The 17,356-nt window shown below is 67.8% G+C and carries 12 protein-coding genes; 6 read left to right on the top strand and 6 right to left on the bottom strand.

Annotation, left to right across the window (positions count from 1 at the left end; all coding sequences use genetic code 11):
• Positions 1-139: 139 nt before the first annotated feature.
• The 3 genes from ABIC21_RS18210 (at position 140) to ABIC21_RS18220 (ending at position 2,093) form a co-directional block, all read left to right on the top strand.
• A complete protein-coding gene (locus ABIC21_RS18210; RefSeq protein WP_354351786.1) occupies positions 140-1,000 on the top strand; it encodes an FAD-dependent oxidoreductase in 861 nt (286 codons plus the stop codon).
• An 88-nt stretch (positions 1,001-1,088) separates the two neighbouring features.
• Positions 1,089-1,799 carry a deoxyribose-phosphate aldolase gene (gene deoC, locus ABIC21_RS18215; protein ID WP_354351787.1) on the top strand — a complete coding sequence of 237 codons (711 nt, stop codon included), beginning with the start codon at positions 1,089-1,091 and terminating at the stop codon, positions 1,797-1,799.
• Between the two features lie 63 nt (positions 1,800-1,862).
• The gene (locus tag ABIC21_RS18220; RefSeq protein ID WP_354351788.1) at positions 1,863-2,093 is read left to right on the top strand and encodes a hypothetical protein; all 231 of its coding nucleotides are present in this window, start codon (positions 1,863-1,865) and stop codon (positions 2,091-2,093) included.
• Positions 2,094-2,158: 65 nt separating this feature from the next.
• Here ABIC21_RS18220 and ABIC21_RS18225 read toward each other — a convergent pair whose 3' ends face one another.
• Entirely contained in the window at positions 2,159-2,989 is an 831-nt protein-coding gene (locus tag ABIC21_RS18225) for a metal-dependent hydrolase (protein WP_354351815.1), read from the bottom strand.
• Between the two features lie 6 nt (positions 2,990-2,995).
• Entirely contained in the window at positions 2,996-6,652 is a 3,657-nt protein-coding gene (gene mfd / locus ABIC21_RS18230; RefSeq protein ID WP_354351789.1) for a transcription-repair coupling factor, read from the bottom strand.
• A 238-nt stretch (positions 6,653-6,890) separates the two neighbouring features.
• Here mfd and ABIC21_RS18235 point away from each other — a divergent pair, with 238 nt between their 5' ends.
• Genes ABIC21_RS18235 through ABIC21_RS18245 form a run of 3 tightly spaced genes read left to right on the top strand, consistent with a single transcriptional unit; the run spans position 6,891 to position 9,196 of the window.
• Complete coding sequence (locus ABIC21_RS18235) at positions 6,891-8,426, top strand: SDR family oxidoreductase (RefSeq protein WP_354351790.1); 1,536 nt, start codon at positions 6,891-6,893, stop codon at positions 8,424-8,426.
• A gap of 47 nt (positions 8,427-8,473) precedes the next feature.
• Entirely contained in the window at positions 8,474-8,971 is a 498-nt protein-coding gene (locus ABIC21_RS18240; RefSeq protein ID WP_354351791.1) for a DUF2505 domain-containing protein, read from the top strand.
• A gap of 3 nt (positions 8,972-8,974) precedes the next feature.
• Positions 8,975-9,196, top strand: a complete 222-nt coding sequence (locus ABIC21_RS18245; protein WP_346924959.1) for an SCO4848 family membrane protein — start codon at positions 8,975-8,977, stop codon at positions 9,194-9,196.
• Positions 9,197-9,244: 48 nt separating this feature from the next.
• Here the strand turns inward: ABIC21_RS18245 and sufU are convergent, their stop codons facing one another.
• The 4 genes from sufU to ABIC21_RS18265 form a co-directional block, all read right to left on the bottom strand.
• Positions 9,245-9,715 carry a Fe-S cluster assembly sulfur transfer protein SufU gene (gene sufU, locus ABIC21_RS18250; RefSeq protein ID WP_354351792.1) on the bottom strand — a complete coding sequence of 157 codons (471 nt, stop codon included), beginning with the start codon at positions 9,713-9,715 and terminating at the stop codon, positions 9,245-9,247.
• 12 nt (positions 9,716-9,727) lie between these two features.
• Positions 9,728-11,032, bottom strand: coding sequence for an aminotransferase class V-fold PLP-dependent enzyme (locus tag ABIC21_RS18255; protein WP_502936026.1), 1,305 nt, complete (start codon positions 11,030-11,032; stop codon positions 9,728-9,730).
• A gap of 200 nt (positions 11,033-11,232) precedes the next feature.
• Positions 11,233-13,887 carry a LuxR C-terminal-related transcriptional regulator gene (locus tag ABIC21_RS18260; RefSeq protein ID WP_354351794.1) on the bottom strand — a complete coding sequence of 885 codons (2,655 nt, stop codon included), beginning with the start codon at positions 13,885-13,887 and terminating at the stop codon, positions 11,233-11,235.
• A 99-nt stretch (positions 13,888-13,986) separates the two neighbouring features.
• Complete coding sequence (locus ABIC21_RS18265) at positions 13,987-16,671, bottom strand: LuxR C-terminal-related transcriptional regulator (protein WP_354351795.1); 2,685 nt, start codon at positions 16,669-16,671, stop codon at positions 13,987-13,989.
• Between the last annotated feature and the right edge of the window lie 685 nt (positions 16,672-17,356).

Genomic DNA, 17,356 nt, shown 5'->3' on the forward strand with positions numbered 1-17,356 from the left:
TTACTGGCGGGTAAACATTGGCGAACGGGCGGCGAAAATCCTGCAACACCGGGGAAACACGCCGGAAAGATCACCCGCCTACGCTGGGTGCATCAAGCAGTCAGGCCACACCACGGGCCACCAGCGAAAGGGCCTCACCATGTCCGCCACCCCCACCGTTTCCGCCGATTCCCAGACCCGGCCCCGGATCGTCATCGCCGGGGCCGGCCCCGCCGCGCAGGCCCTCGTCCGCCAGCTCACCCGGACCCCGTTCGCCGGCGGGATCACGGTGCTCAGCAACCGGGATGACGCCCCCGAGGAGCTCCTGGAACTCGCCGCCCTGCCGCAGGTGTCCGTCCGCTTCGGCCAGCCGGCGAGCTACATCGACCCGGACAGCCGCTACGTCACCACGGCGGACGGCCTGGAATTCAGCTACGACCAGCTGGTGATCGCAACCGGGTCCTCCCCCGCCGGCGCGCCGCTGGCAGGGGAAGGCCGGTGCCTGAACTACTCCACCATCGACGACGCCGCCGGGCTGGGCGACGCCGTCAAGGACGTCACCCGCGTCCTGGGCCGGCGGCCGCTGGGCATCCTGGTCGGCACCGGCACGGCCGCGGGCCAGGCCGAGGCCGTGCTGCGCGCCCGCGGCGTCCGCCCCATCCGCACCACCCAGCGGCCGGCCTCGGTCGTTCCCACGCTCGCCGGTTCGACGCTCGCCGCCGCGGGGATCGTGTTCGAGGACGGCTCCAGCATGGCCGGGGACCTGGTGGTCCTGGCCGAGGAGCCGATTGCCCGCGACGCCCTCGCGGTCAGCGCCGGGCTGAAGACGGCACGCCAGGGCGGGATCGTCATAGGCCGGGACTTCCGCACCTCCGTCTCTGGGATCTGGGCCATCGGGGATGCCGCCGTGTTCGACGGCGTCCGCCTGGGTCTGCTCGTGGCCGCGTCCTCCGCCGCCTCGGTCTGCGCCTCCCAGCTGGTCCGGGCCGGACTGGCGGAGCCCTTCGCCGACGCTGCCTGAACCGCTGCCTGAACCCTGCGCGGAGGCCCCTCAGGAGTGGTGGCTGTTGTGGCAAGATGGACACCTGAGAAGCCACGAAGGGACCACCATGAGCAACGAAGCCGCCGCGACTGCCGGAAAAACGACCCCCGCCAACATCGCCTCCTACATTGACCACACCCTGCTCAAGCCGGAGGCAAGCGAGGCCGAGATCCTCAAGGTCTGCGCGGAGGCCGCCGAGTACCGGTTCAAGTCCGTGTGCGTCAACCCGGTGTGGGTCAAGACGGTCAAGAAGGCCCTGAAGGGCTCCGGCGTGCTGACCTGCTCGGTCGTCGGCTTCCCGCTGGGCGCCACGCCCAGCGACGTCAAGGCCTTCGAGGCCCGCGGCGCGGTGCTGGACGGTGCCGAAGAAGTCGACATGGTGATCAACATCGCCGCTGCCCGGGCAAGCGACAAGGGCGCCCTGGTCGATGACATCACGGCCGTCGCCGAGGCCGTGCACGACGGCGGCGCCATCCTGAAGGTCATCATCGAAACGGCGCTGCTGGACGATGCCCAGAAGGTGCTGGCCTGCGAGGCGGCCGTCGCGGCGGGCGCGGACTTCGTGAAGACGTCCACCGGTTTCAACGGCGGCGGGGCCACCGCCGAGGACGTCGCGCTGATGCGCCGCAGCGTGGGCCCGGACCTGGGCGTCAAGGCCTCGGGCGGGGTGCGTTCGCTCGCCGACGCACAGGCTATGATTGCTGCAGGTGCAACACGTATTGGCGCCAGCTCCGGCATCGCGATCGTCAAGGGTGAACAGGGTTCCTCCGCGTACTGACCGCTATCCGGTAAGAACAGTTGCCGCCACAGTTTTGAGCCCCACGGGGCCGAGGAGGAACGAATGTCCAGCAAGACCACCACTGCCACGACGCCGCAGAACGAGAACAGCCTCGGCTCCAGCATCATGATGTTCGTCCTGATGATGGTCCTCTTCCTGGGCTCCATTTACTCGCTCGGCTTCCTGACGCTGGGCAACCCGTGGCCGATGGCCGTCTGCCTCGGCCTCTTCGCCCTGGCATTCTGGATTCCGCAGACCATTACGGGCCGCTCGGATTCCGCGGGCGAATTTTAGACACCGCGTCCTTTAAACGACTGAAGCTCCGGATCTTCCGGAGCTTCAGTCGTTTAACCCGGGGGCTACGCGGCGGCGAGCACCCCAAAGAGGCTTTGGATCAGGCCGGTCCCCAGGGCGACGGCGTCCGGCCAGTGCAGCTTGGCCAGGGCCAGCGCCGCGCCGAACATGCCGATCATGGCGTAGGCACTGACCGGGATCAGCACGAACCATTCCCGCCGCGAGCCGGCGCGGCCCAGCAGGGGGATGGAGAACGCCCCGTTGGACCTCCAGATGTTCCTGAGCAGCGGCAGTTTCCGCAGGAGCTTCGGCGGCTTGATCACGATGGGCCAGAGCAGCGGCACTCCCCCGGTGGTGATCATGTCCCCGACGATGTGGACCAGCACCCCCGTCAGCATTGAGACCGGCAGCCAGGTCCACTGGTGCGGCGCGAACCACGTCACCAGCCCGGCCATGGCGAGCGCGACGACCCAGTTGCTGATCCAGCCGTACTTCGGGAAGAGCTTGAGGGCCTTGGCGGCGATGTTGATCATGAACATGCAGAGCAGACCGGCGCCGACCGACAGCAGCCCCCAGTCCGTCTGCAGCTGGAACTGCCCGGCCAGCGCCGCGAGCAGCACAAAGAATGCCGCGCCGAGCAGGGAATGCGTGCCCTGCCGGTGCCCGCCGGAGACGTTTTCGATGCCGACGGCGATCACGTTCGACAGCGGCGGCAGCGACTGCGCCACCGTGCTGGAGCGGTGGTCCCAGTCGCAGACGAGGGCCGTGCCCGCCGTCGCCATCCCGCCGATCACAATCCCGGTCGCGTCCAGCGGATACCAGCCCAGCGTGTACGGCCCCGTCGAGGCAATAGCCACCCACGCCGCGGCCCCCGACGCGGCGTGGTGTCCTCCCATCACCGGCTAAGCCACTGTGAGCGGGGCGTCGGAGAAGATATTGCGGATGACGCCGTTGGCCCACTCGAGGATTTCGGCGTCCTGCAGGTCCCGGCCGCCGATCCGGGCGGTCTTGGGCTTCGGGATGAGCACCGCGACCAGGGCCGGCTTGGACTGCGCACCGGGGTACATCCGGGTGAGCCGCATCAGCTTGGACTCCGGCAGCTGCGCCGGGGAGAACTTGATGAAGTTGCCCTGCAGGGCAACGTCGCTGAGCCCGGCCTCGCGGGCGCCCACCCGGAAGCGGGCGACGTCGATGAGGTTCTTGGCCGGCAGCGGAAGCTCGCCGTAGCGGTCCACTAGCTCCGCGAGCACCTCGTCGATCGCCTCGTAGGTGATGGCCGAGGCGAGCTTGCGGTAGGCCTCGAGGCGCAGCCGTTCGCCCGGCACGTAGTCGTGCGGCAGGTGCGCGTTGACCGGCAGCTCGATCTTCATCTCCGCGGCCTTCTCCTCGGCCTCGCCGCGGTATTCCGCGACGGCCTCGCCGACCAGGCGAATGTAAAGGTCGAAGCCGACGCCCTGGATGTGGCCGGACTGTTCCCCGCCGAGCAGGTTGCCGGCGCCGCGGATCTCAAGGTCCTTCATGGCCAGCTGCATGCCGGCGCCGAGCTCGTTGTGGGTGGCGACGGCCTTGAGCCGTTCCAGCGCCACCTCGCCCAGTGGCTTCTCCGAGGGGTACAGGAAGTACGCGTAGGCGCGTTCGCGGCCGCGGCCCACGCGTCCGCGCAGCTGGTGCAGCTGGGACAGCCCGTACTTGTCCGCCCCGTCCACGATCAGCGTGTTCGCGTTGGAGATGTCCAGGCCCGTCTCAATGATGGTGGTGCAGACCAGCACGTCGAAGCGCTTCTCCCAGAAATCCACGATGATCTGCTCGAGCCGGCTCTCGGACATCTGCCCGTGCGCCACCTCCACCCGGGCCTCCGGGACCAGTTCGCGGATCTTCGCCGCGGTGCGGTCGATCGTGGACACCCGGTTGTGCACGAAGAACACCTGGCCCTCGCGCATAAGTTCACGGCGGATCGCCGCGGACGTCTGCTTGTCCGTGTACGGGCCCACATAGGTCAGCACCGGGTGGCGCTCCTCCGGCGGGGTGGCCAGCGTGGAGGTCTCGCGGATGCCGGTGAGCGACATTTCCAGGGTCCGGGGAATCGGGGTGGCGCTCATGGCCAGGACGTCCACGTTGGTGCGCATCTTCTTGAGCGCTTCCTTGTGCTCGACGCCGAAGCGCTGCTCCTCGTCCACGATCACGAGGCCGAGGTCCTTGAAGCCGAAGTCCTTGGACAGCAGCCGGTGCGTGCCGATCACGACGTCCACGGAACCAGCCTTCACGCCGTCGGCCGTTTCCTTGGCCTCCTTGCCGCTCTGGAAGCGGGACAGCGGCTTGACCACGAGCGGGAAGCCGGAGAAGCGTTCGGTGAAGGTCTCGTAGTGCTGCTGGGCGAGCAGCGTGGTGGGCACCAGCACGGCGACCTGTTTGCCGTCCTGGACGGCCTTGAACGCGGCCCGGACGGCGATCTCGGTCTTGCCGTAGCCGACGTCGCCGGAGATCAGCCGGTCCATCGGGATCTCCCGCTCCATGTCCGCCTTGACCTCGTTGATGGTGGTCAGCTGGTCCGGGGTTTCCACATACGGGAACGCTTCCTCGAGCTCGCGCTGCCACGGGGTGTCCGGGCCGAAGGCGTAGCCGCGGGAGGCCATCCGGGCCGAGTAGAGCCGGATCAGCTCGCCGGCGATTTCCTTGACGGCCTTGCGGGCCTTGGACTTGGTGCTGGCCCAGTCCGCGCCGCCCATCTTGCTCAGCGCCGGGGTGTCCCCGCCGACGTAGCGGGTGACCTGGTCCAGCTGGTCGGTGGGCACAAAGAGCCGGTCGCCCGGGGCGCCGCGCTTGGACGGCGCGTACTCCAGCACGAGGTATTCGCGCACCCCGTCCCCGCCACCTGCCACCCTGCGCTGGATCAGTTCCACGAACCGGCCGATGCCGTGCTGTTCGTGGACCACGGAGTCGCCGGCCACGAGCTGCAGCGGATCCACGGCGTTCCGCCGCTTCGACGGCATCCGGCGCATGTCCTTGGTGGAACCGGCGGAGGTCCGCCCCAGCAGGTCAGCCTCGGTCAGCAGGGCGAGTTTGAGCGGTTCCAGGACAAAACCGCGTCCGACGGCGGCCGTCGTCACCTCGATCAGCCCGGCCTGCGGGTCGTCGTCGAGGGAGTCGACCCGGGCGCAGGGGATGTCGTTGTCGTGGAAGAGTTCGGCGAGCCGCTGGGCCGGGCCGGGACCTTCCGTGACGACGACGATCCGCCACTGTTCGCGCACGTGCGAGCCGATGAAGGCCATCATTTCGGCGACGTCGCCCTGGTAGCCGCGGGGTTCGCGGGCGTGCAGGTTCAGGACGTCGACGTCGGGCAGCAGTTCCTCGTCGGTGGCCAGTGAGGTGATCGACCACCAGGACACCTCGTGCTCGAGGGCTGCGGCGCGGGTTTCGGCGAGGGAACGGAAGCTGGCCGAGTGCAGGGCCGCCGACGCCGCCGAGCTCAAGTCCAGGGGCGCGGTGCCGCCGTCGGACGCCGTGGACCAGGCCGCCTCGAGGAATTCCTCGTTGGTGGCGGCGAGGTCATGGGCGCGGGTCCGGACCTTCTCGGGTTCGATCACGACCGCCATCGAACCGGCCGGGAACTGGTCCAGGAACGGCACCATGGCGTCCACCAGCACCGGGGCCAGCGACTCCATGCCTTCCACGGCGATGCCGCCGGCGATCTTCTCAAGCATGTCCGCGGCGGCCGGCAGCTGCGATTTCAGCGTCGCCGCGCGGGACATCACCGAGGGCGTGATCAGGATTTCGCGGCACGGCGGGGCGTGCAGTTCGGTGGGGTGGTGCACCCCGGGCGCGGTCAGCGAGCGCTGGTCTGCGACGGCGAACCAGCGCATCTGGTCCACTTCATCGCCGAAGAACTCCACTCGGATGGGGTGGTCCTCGGTGGGCGGGAAGACGTCCAGCATGCCGCCGCGGACGGCGAACTCTCCGCGCCGGGTCACCATGTCCACCCGGGCGTAGGCGGCGTCGGCGAGGCTCCGGACGACATTGCTGAACGGGACCTCCTGGCCCACCTTCAGGGTGACCGGGACCAGTTCGCCCAGTCCCGCCACGATGGGCTGGACGACGGCGCGCACCGGGGCCACGACAACGCGCAGCGCCCCGCTCGCGGAGGTTTCGGGGTGCGCGAGCCGGCGCAGCACCGACAGGCGCCGGCCCACGGTGTCCGAGCGCGGGGAGAGCCGTTCGTGAGGGAGCGTTTCCCAGCTCGGGAACTCGGCGACGGCGTCGGCCGGCAGGAAGGCGCGCAGCGCCTCGGTGAGATCCTCGGCTTCCCGGCCGGTCGCGGTGATGGCCAGGACGACCGGCGCGGGGCCGCGGCCCGCTGCCGTCGCGGTGTTGTCCGCTAGGGCGATCAGTCCATCGGCCATTTCCGCGAGCAGCGCCGAGCGCAATCCGGCGGGGGCGCTGATCTGGTAGTCCTCGCTGCGGGAGGCGAAACCGCGGGCGGCTTCGGCCCGGACGCGGGCGTAGTTCCGGTCTTCGGCGAGGACACGGCGCAAACCGGTGAGAGAGGGGCCGTTGAGGCTCATAGCTGTCGCTCCTGAAGGGATCACGGGGATGCAGGCAACACGAATAGCCGAAATTCGTGGGAATCCCGGGGTACCCCAAGCCTACCGCGCAGCCCGGACACGGGTCCGCACCGCGATCAGTCCGCCCCCCGGGGCCGCGGACCCCCCGGCCGGGGCGGCCCGGGGCTAGGCTGGCAGGACACGCGGCCGTCCGAACGGCCTGGCGCTCCGAATGCCTCATAGACGACAAGGAGTCACCATGACCGGCACCCCCGAATCCGCACCAACCGCCCCGGCACCGACCGGCAGGCCGAAGACGGTTCTCGTCACCGGCGCGACCGGCTATATCGGCGGCAGGCTCGTCCCCCGGCTGCTGGAGGCCGGACACACAGTGAAGGTCCTGGTCCGCACGCCGGCCAAAATTGCCGGCGTTCCGTGGCTGCCCGACGTCGAGGTTGTCCAGAGCAGCCTCGACGACGGCGGGGCGCTGCGCGAGGCCCTTCACGGTGTGGACGTGCTCTACTACCTGGTCCATTCCATGGCGGCCGGCTCGGGCTTCGAATCCAAGGAAAAGGCGATGGCCGAGACGGCGGCGCGGGCCGCGGCCGACGCCGGCGTGGACAGGATCGTCTACCTGGGCGGACTGCACCCCGCCGGCGCCGAACTCTCCACCCACATGAGGTCGCGAGAAGCCGTGGGCAAGGTCTTCCTCGACAGTTCGGTCGACGCGATCGTTTTCCAGGCCGGCGTCGTGATCGGCTCCGGTTCGGCGTCGTTCGAAATGATCCGGCACCTGTCCGAGACGCTGCCGCTGATGCCCGCCCCCAGCTGGGTGCGCAACAAGATCGAGGCGATCGCGGTGCGCGACGTGTTGCACTACCTCGTCGGGGCGGCAGCGCTCGAAGGCCCGATCAACCGCACCTTCGACATCGGCTGCCGCCAGGTCCTCAGCTACGCGGGCATGATGCAGGAATACGCCGCGGAGGCCGGGCTCCCGCACCGCGTGGTGCTGGCGCTTCCCATTCCCGCGCCCAAGCTCGCGGGCATGTGGGTCGCCCTGACCACGCCGATTCCGCTGTCGATGTCCCTGCCGCTTGTGGAGTCGCTCCAGCACGACGCTGTCTCCCGGGAGCACGACATCGACGCGTACATCCCCCCGCCCGAAGGAGGACTCACCCCGTATCGCCGGGCAGTCGCCCTCGCCCTGGGCAAGGAGCGCGACGGCCAGGTGGAAACCACGTGGGCCAGTGCCGGGGCGGACGCCGATCCGCTTCCCTCCGACCCGGAGTGGGCCGGCCACCTCGTCTACCTGGACGAGCGCAGCTACGCCAGCGACGTTGATCCCAAGCACGTCTGGACCATTATCGAAGGGATTGGCGGGCAGAACGGCTGGTATTCCATGCCCCTGGCCTGGCGCGTCCGCGGCTGGCTGGACAAGCTGACCGGCGGAGCCGGGCTGCTGCGCGGCCGGCGGCACCCGCACCTGCTGGCCGAAGGCGAAGTGGTGGACTGGTGGCGGGCGGAGCGGATCGATCGCGGCAGGCTGCTCCGGCTGCGAGCCGAAATGCGGGCGCCGGGCCGGGCCTGGCTGGAGCTGTCGGTGGAGCCGGAGGGAACGGGCAGCCGCTACCGCCAGCGGGCAATCTTCTTCCCCAAGGGTCTCAGCGGCCGCTTGTACTGGCTGGCGGTACTGCCGTTCCACAGCCTGATCTTTCCTGCCATGTCGCGGAATATCACCGCCGCGGCGAAGACCCTCCAAGAGCAGGAATCAAAGCCGGCCGGGCACACCGCGTAAGATGTTGGGAGCCCGAAACGACTAGTTCCACCCCACGGAGGACCCCAATGGCATTGAGCGCATCCACCAACCTTCCCCACAGCGTTGACCGAGTCACCGAAGTCTTCGTGAATGAGGACTTCCTGCGCCACACGAGTGAACTCGTCGGTGGCACTCTTGAATCCTTCGCCGTCGATGGCGACACGGCCGGAGCCTTCAGCACGACGACCGTGCGGACCGTCCCGACCACGAGGATGCCGGAGATGGCCCGGAAGTTTGTCGGCGAAAGCCTCAAGGTGACCCAGCTCGAGAGTTGGGATGCCCCGGCCGCCGACGGCTCCCGGCGCAGCAACATCACCCTTAAGGTCTCCGGCGCACCGCTCGACGTCAGCGCAGTCCAGCGCCTCGTGGCCGACGGCGGCAGCACCAGGATCGAGCTCGAGGGCAACGTCACGTCCTCGGTGCCGTTCCTCGGCGGGAAGATCGCCGAAGCGGCCGAACCGATGGTGGGCAAGGCCTTGAAAATCCAGTCCACCCAGGCCCAGGCCTGGCTCGAAAGCCACTAGTACATGGAGCTGCCGGCAATCCTGGCCGTCGTCCTGATCGTCGCCGGACTCTGGTCCCTCGCTGTCTGGCCGCAATTCCTGCGCCGGGTGATGAAGGATCCACGGTCCCGCGACGCGAACGGCAAAGCCACCCGCTTCCTTACTGTTCACGTCGTCCTGGTCAGCGTCTCCATGCTGCTCGGGGCGGCGACGGCGGCCATCGGGATTGCCGGCCTGCTCGGCTAAGTGCGCGGCCAATGCTCCCGGCTTGACCTGCCGGCAGCGGCCGAGGTCCTAAGGGGCCGTGGTGCTGGGCGCGAGCGCCTGCGCCAGGGCGTCCTCGGCCGCAACCCAGGAGATCATGGCGCACTTCACCCGGGCGGCGTATTTTGAGACGCCCTCAAAGGCAGCTGCGTCGCCGAGGACCTCGGGGTCCGCGGCGAGTTTCCCCCGCGACCGCAGAACGTCCCGGAAGTTGTCGATGACCGCCGTGAAGCTGCCGACCTCCATCCCTTCGGCGAGCTCGGCAAGCACCGAGGCCGAGGCCATGGAAATCGAACAACCCTCGCCGTCCCAGCGGAGCTGGGCGACCTTCCCGTCAGACACCGCCACGCGGACCGTGATCTCATCCCCGCAGACAGGATTGAGCTGGTGGGACTGCCCGGACGATGCCCCCGCGGGAACGGGCGTCTCCGCCAGTCCGCTGCCGGTACGCAGTTTCGCGTGTTCCAGGATGATCTGCTGGTACAGCTGTTCGAGGCTCATGCGGAAAAGTCCTTAGGCTCCAAAGTAGGCACGGACCCCGGCGACAGCCGCGAGGAACGTGTCCACGTCAGACGTTGTGTTGTACAGGTAGGTGCTGGCCCTGGTGCTGGCCGTCAGGCCCAGGCGCCGGTGAAGCGGTTGTGCGCAGTGGTGGCCCACCCGGACGGCGATTCCCTTGCTGTCCAGGAACTGCCCGACGTCGTGAGCGTGCACACCGGCGACGTCGAAGGAAGCGAGGCCGATCCGTTCCTCTCCGGGGGCCGGCCCGAGGACCCGGATGCCGGGAATGGATGAGAGGCCTTCGACGAGGCGCTGCCCGAGCAGGGATTCCCAGGCGTGGACTCGGTCCATGCCCGTCTCGGTGAGGTAGTTCGCGGCAGCGGCGAGTGCGATGGCCTGGGAGACCTTCTGGGTGCCCGCCTCGAAGCGCTGCGGGGCGGGGAGGAAGGCGGCGCGCTCCATCGTCACCGTGGTGATCATCGACCCCCCGGTGAGGAACGGGGGCAGCGCGTTCAGCAGTTCGGACCGGCCGTACAGCACGCCGATGCCGGTGGGCCCCAGCATCTTGTGGCCCGAGAGGACCGCGAAGTCGACGCCCAGGTCCTTCACGTCAAGGGGCAGGTGCGGAGCCGACTGGCACGCGTCCAGCACGGTCAGGGCGCCGAACTGGCGGGCCATCGCCACCAGGGTCTTGACCGGGTTGATGGTGCCCAGGACATTCGAGGCGTGGCTGAAGGCGAGGACCCTGGTGGCGGGGCCGATAAGCGCCGCGGCAGCGTCGAGATCCAGCCCACCGGCGTCGTCGACGGGGATGAAGCGAAGGGTTGCCCCGGTGCGCTCCGCGAGCTGCTGCCACGGGATGAGGTTCGCGTGGTGCTCCATCTCGGTGACGACAATCTCGTCGCCGGCTCCCAGTGCGAATTGTGCCGCCGGTCCGGCGGCACCCGGCAAGGACGAGTTCAGGAACGCGTAGCTGAGCAGGTTCAGGCCTTCGGTGGCGTTGGAGGTCCAGATGATCTCCTCGGCTCCCGCGCCCACAAAGGCAGCCAGGGTCTCGCGGGCGTCCTCGAAGGACTCCGTGGCTTCGACGGCCAGCAGGTGCGCGCCGCGGTGCACGGCAGCGTTCCGCTGCTCATAGAACTCCTGCTCGGCCTCGATCACACTGATCGGGTTCTGCGAGGTCGCCCCGGAATCGAGATAGATCAGGGGGTGACCGCCCATGGGCCTGGCGAGGATGGGGAAGTCATTGCGGATCCGCAACACCTCGTCGTCGGTCAGGGCAGGCGAGAGCAGGGCCCGGGACTCTGACGTCGGCACAAAAGCCACGCTGGCCTCCTCGGATCGGGTGAAATGGACTACTTTCCATCATCCCACGGAACGGCGCACCGGATTCTGCCGGCGGTTCTGCGGGTACGCCGGGCTGTCCCGCCGTGTTGTCCCGCCGTGTTGTCCCGCCGTGTTGTCCCGCCGTGTTGTCCCCCTGTGTTGTCCCCCTGTGTTGTCGCTCTGGGAGGGCCTCAGGGCCGGTGTGGATCGCCGCCGGTATCGATGAGGTCGACGCGCCGGCTGACGCCCAGTTTGGCGAACACCCGGTAGAGGTGTCCTTCCACGGTCCGCTGGGACACGCAGAGCCGCCGGGCTATCTCAGCATTTGTGGCTCCGCCGGACACCAGGTCCAGGATTTCGGCTTCCCTGGCGGTAAGTTCCGCATCCTGTTCAGGCCGGACCAGGTCAATGTGGGCGGACATTCCGGCGGCCGTCATCCGGTTGTGGATCTTGCGCTGGACAGCCAGCAATTTCCGCTTGTCCGTGGTTTCGGCGAGGCATCGTTCCGCTTGTTGCGCTGCTTCGAGCGCCAGCAAGACATAGCCCGCGCGCAATGCCATGTCGCTGATCCTGACGAGTTCGGCGTCGTCGGCGTGAAGCACCGCGAGCGCATAGTCATGCAGCATGCCGGCTTCCCGCCCCTCAACGGCGAGGCTGCTTCGGGCCAGGCCGTCCGCCGCTTGTGTGTCGCCGCGGCGCACGGCAATCCTTCTGATGTCCGTCTCGATCCCCCGCAAACCTTGCCGTTTGGCCTCCTCCGCCAGGCCCGCGAGCCTCTTGCCGACCTCGGAAACACCACCAGGCGCTCCGCCGGCCGCGGTCGAGTACGCTTCGGCGAGAAGCGGGATGGCCCCCGGCCCCCGGTAGCGGGACAGCCGGAAGGCGGCAGCGTGCTCGTCCGCCTCCCGTGTGTGACCCACCACGGACGCGGCGTATGCTGCGACGGAATGGGCGAAGGGCAGCAATTCCCAGGGGTCGGCAATGGTGAGATCCTCGACGCCAAGAACGAGTTCGGCAATTCCCTCGGGAAAGCGTCCCTGACGGACCCGCGCCAGGCCCCTCATCAAGTGCAGGATGCCACCGCTGAGCAGCAGCCGCGAGGGATAGTCAGCCTCGTACTCATCGAGGGCTGCGGCGAGCGCGTCCCATTCCCCGGCCCAGTTCAGGCTCAGGCTGTACCGCACGAGGAGGTCTTCGTACACGAGCGGCAGTGCCAGGCTGGCGCTTTGCGCACCCTGCCAGGCCTCGCGGGCTAGCCCAAGACCGTCCACCACCCGGCCCTTGGCACAGAGCAGTTCGGCGAGCAGCGACTCAGCCGGGATCCTAATTTCCTGCCGCTCCCCCGCGGCCACCACGAGCCGGCTGAGCCCGCCCTCACGGTCTTCCTGGCCGCCGTTCCACTGAGTCCCGTTCGGCGGGCTGGCTGCGGTGCCTCCCGCCCGGGCAACCGCGGCCAGGTCCAGCCACGATGGCCCCGGCCCGGCGGCGCCCCCACGGCTGAGGGCGGAGGCAACGCCGTTCGCCGGCAACCGTGTCCGTCCCGCCAGCCGGGCGGACAACAGGGCCGCCAGATAGCGGGAGTTTTCGTTGGGAATGGGTTCCGCGAGCGCCAGGAGCCGTGCCGAGTGCTGGCGGTCGCCCTGCAGGTACCGTGCGTAGGCCATCTGCACCCGGGCCTCGGGAAGTTTCGCATCATCGGAGATCGCCTCCGCGGTCCTCAACGCGGTCGGGGCGTCGAGCGCGACGTTGGCGGTACAAGCCGCTTTGAGGAGCTCGTCCGCCGGCACGGCGGCGCCGCAGTCCAGCGCCCACCGGATCCGGTTCAGGAATGCGTCCGCGGGCACTGACCCACCCGGAGGAAGTGACACGAAGCTGGCCCGCAATCCGGCGCTCTTTCCCGCCGGAACCCAACGGCGAATGATCTCGCCTATCAGCGGGCTCGCGGGACGGACCGTCCGGTCGGCTCCTCGTGACACGCTGATAATCCCGGCCCTTTCCAGGGCGTCGACTGCCTTCGGTCCGCCGAACCCCAGCAGCTGGCCCAGCGACAACGGTCCCGCCAGGGCCACAATCGCGGCGGCGGTCCTTTCCTCGGGTGACATCGACCGCAGTTCGTGACCGATCAGGTCGGCCACCGGAATATCGGCCAGGGCGGGAGATGAGATGAGGAACCAGGTGCCGTGGCGCAATGCCAGGGTCCCCGTGTCCCGTGCATGTTCGATCAGGGACAGCAGCATAAACGGGTTACCGGCGGAAGCATCTGCCAACAGCGCACTGGCCCAGGGCGAGACATCGGCACGGAGCACCTGCTCGCAGAGCTGGTGCACCTCGGCCCGGCTGAGCGGCTCAAGGTCAAACTTCGCCAGGATCCCGTCGTCCCAGAGCGCCAGGAATTCCTCGGGGATCAGCAAACCCGGCCGGCACGTGGCCAGGACGCTGGCAGCACCGGTCGCTACGGCCTGCGCCACAAGCTGCGTCGTCCCGCGGTCCAGGCACTGGGCGTCATCGATCACGAAGAGCGGCCTGCTGGGCTGGGACTTGATCCCGTCGGTCACGGCCTTGACGACGGCAGCAAATGAATCCAGATCGTGGGCGGGCAGCTCGCCGAGATAAGGCGAGAGAGCGCCGAAAGGCACAGCAGACAGGGCCGGAGTTGCTGCGAGTCGGATAACGGCCGTGTGTGGCCGGAGCTCGCGGATAACCGCCCGCGAAACGGCGGTCTTCCCGGTGCCTGGGTTGCCGACGATGAGGGCGCCGGAGGTCCCGCCGTCGCGCAGGCATCTGACGATGTCCTTGACGATGCCGGACCGGCCAACCAAGGTGGCGGACTCAGTCAGGCTTTCCACCAGCGGCCTTCCCTGCGGCAGCACGGCGGCTCCCGGACCGCCCGAAGATGAGTAGGCCGGGTCCGGTCGGACGACACGGAGGTTGGGGCACCGGGTCGGTTAGCCGAGGCGGGCGTGTTCCACTGGACCGGAGATGACATCTTTGAGTTCCGACCTGCTCGCGACGTGGAGTTTCGCGTACACCTGATAAAGGTGACCCTCAACCGTACGGACGGAAACGTGCATCTCGTCAGCGATTTTCCGGTTGGACGTTCCCGCGGCCGCCCGGACTGCTACCTCAGATTCCCGGGCAGTCAAGGTCGAGGTCAGCAGCGAGAGCACGCCGTTCCTGGGGTTGCCGAACCGGTCCTCCAAGGACTGCTGCGTGCGCTGGGCCATCCGGAGTGAGATGCGGTTCCCGGCGTCGTTGGCGCAGCTGACCGCTTTCCTCGTCACATCCCTGGCGAAAACCGCATGGCCTGCTGCATCGGCATCCTTGGACGTGGCCAGTAACTCCTCGCTGTCGGCATCCGCCAACCCTTCCGCCAGCCGGGAGCACAAGCTGGCGAATTGCCCCGTGACCTGATCCGCAAGATCACTGAGTTTCTGGCTTGCCTGACGATCACCCAGCCGGGCTACGGCCGACAGGAACTGCAGGCCGGTGGCAAGCGCCGACGCGTCCGTATCTATGTCGGCTTCCAGCTTCAGCGCGCGAAGGGCCTCGGTCTTCTGGCCGATTTCCGCTTTGGCGGACAGCTCAAAGTACCGAGTCATCCGCTTCACCAGCCACGACGCCCGGGGCTGCTGCACCTCGACTTCCACGAGCAGGGCGCCGGCTTTCTCCTCATCGCCTTGAAGCGCGAAGGCATAAGCGCAGGCAGCGGTCGCGAGTCCGGCCACGGCGTCCGGATCATGCACCCGGAGCTGCCATACCCCGGACTGCAGCCGCTGAATGGCCCCCGTGAGGTGACCGCGATGGAGGTCCACGACCCCCTGGCCGATCTCGAACATGCCTCCCAGCCTGGCTTGCTCGTCCCAGGATTCCGAGGTGTCGGCAAGGAAGTCCGCTGCCTCCCGGAACTTCGCCGACACCAGCAGGAGCAACAGGAATCTGCCGCGGATTTCCCGAATCGACCCGTCGGAAAGATCGAGGGCGCCAGCGGCGAGAATGACTTGCCTGCCGAGACCTACAGCGCCCAGGACGTCACCAGTGACCGCCTTCGCCTCACACAGCAGACTAGCGGCCATGATCTTCGATTCGCTGCCGAGGTCGCCGGAGTCCGTGTCCTCGAACATTTGCAGGACATCACCATATCGGCCTTCGAAGGCGGCCAGCTCGGCATAGGCCAGGCGCACCTTGTCAGCCACCGAACCATGGCCCGCCACGGAATCCCCGGACACCGTGAGCCGCAGTTCAATCTCCTGCAACCTGGCCAGGGCGGTCGCCGGTGGTGCGGGGCTGCGTCGGTCCAGTTCAGCCCAAAGCAGCTGCAGCGAGGCCCACTCATCCAGTGCCAGTCCGTCACCCGCCCGCTGCTCGACGTCAGTCAGGACGCGTCGGGCTGCTTCGTCATTGTGCAGGGAGATGAATGCCCGGGCAGATTCGACGGCTACGTCCGCCAGCGTCCCTCCACCCGCGATTTCCCGGGCAAACCTCAGGGCGGACTGCGGGTCGGATGCCTTGTTAGCGAGGCGTGCCGCCGCCAGTGCCAGTCTGGGCTCCACCTCTTCCCCGCAGTCCAGCGCCCACGCCACGGCTGTAGACCCCGTGAAGTCGCTGAGGTCCTGGTCCTGGAGGACCGCTCCCAACCGGCGGCGAAGCTCCGCACTGCGGCCCGGCGGGACTACGCTGGCAACGATTCCGGCCGTGACCGGGTTGGCGATGCTCACCATGGGCGGGTGGTCATGGCTGACGCGGATCAGCGCCCGCTCCTGCAGTGTGTCGATGTCCTGCGCCCGGGACACACTCATCAGGGTCTGAAGGGGCAACGCTCCGGCGAGCGACAGGAGCTCGAATACATCGCGCTGGCCCGGGCTGAGCCGGTTCAGGCGGGCCTTGAGCACGTCCCGGATTTCACCGGCCAGTGCCACGGGCCTGTCCCCCAAAACCCAGGAATTCTCGTGGCGGACAATAATTCCGAGCTTGATCTGCTCCCGTGCCAGTGAGTGCAGGAATAGGGCGTTGCCGCCGCTGGCGTTCCAGAGGGCGCGCGCCGCGGTGTGGGAGAAATGTCCGCCGTACTCCTGGGCAAGGCTGTCGGCCGTTTCGTGGAAATCGAAGGGGCCAAGGTCCACCCGGCGCAGCAGATCGTCCTTCCAGAGTCCCATGATGTCGCTGCCGAGATTGGGCAGGTCCACGCACGCCGCCAGCAGCAGGACGTGTCCGCCGGCGCAGAGCTGGGCAACCATCATGGTGGAAAGCTCGTCGAGGTCATGGGCGTTATCGACAAAGAGCACGACGCTGCGGCCCTGGGCCCGGGTGTGCAGCAGTTGGGTCAAGCCCCGCAGCACCATCAGTGGGTGCTCAAGGTGGGAGGCATCGAGTTCGTTGAGCAGTACGCTCAGGGCCCCGTAGGGGAGTTTGGATGAAATGGAACTGCCCCGGACCTGAACCACCAAGTAGTCATCCCCCAGCTGTTCGAGGGCCCGTTGGGCAATAAAGGACTTTCCAGCCCCGTGTTCCCCAACAATTATTGCCCCGCAGCCCGATCCCGATGTCAGCGCCGCGACGACGTCCTCAACGGTTTTTTGCCGGGCATAGTTCTTCTCTTGCCGCCCCTTCCCCGGATGTTGGGCGGCTGACATCACATCTGTTCTGCCGCTGCCCGCAGGCAGGCCGGCTTCTTGCTGAAACATGAGAGAGACCTTCGCAATCAAAGTTATGACTACCGATAGGTCCAACTTATTGACAGCGGTAAATTTCTGGATGCGTAACTGCTACTCGATTACCGTCGTGGCTGCGGGACCTGGGCTACGTAGGTGTACTCAGGATTAGCGAGTGGCTGTGGGTTCAAAACCAAGTAGTCGGATTCGTCCCGCATTCGTAGTGGCTGGTGCCCTGCCACGCGTGTGTTGTTCGGGCCGAAGGCCGGGGGGCTGCCGCATCGCGGCATGATCCTGGTCCGCGCCGTCACAGGTCTGGCACGGCCGCCCGTCCACCGGGCGGCCGAGCCAGGACTGGGGCCACTGAAAGCTTAGGGAGCCGACGGCGGCTGGGGGGAGGAACCTCGGTCTCAGAAGGTTCCGACGCCGTCGGCTCCGTCAAAGGGGTTCACGCACGGGGCGGGAACCATTTTGGGAGACCTTTCGGAAGTGATCTTTTTGTTAGCTGCATCAGGGCCGACCATTGTTCACCGCACTGGCGGTCCCGGCAGCTTCATCGGGTGCCTGGGCCGCAGTCGCTGGCATGGCTCCACCGTCTGAAGTTCTTCGTGAGGATCCTTTTGTCGGGATACCTCGTCGGGATTCTTTGTCCGGTGGTTTCTGGTGC

The sequence above is a fragment of the Pseudarthrobacter sp. PvP090 genome (assembly GCF_040547365.1).
Classification (GTDB): domain Bacteria; phylum Actinomycetota; class Actinomycetes; order Actinomycetales; family Micrococcaceae; genus Arthrobacter.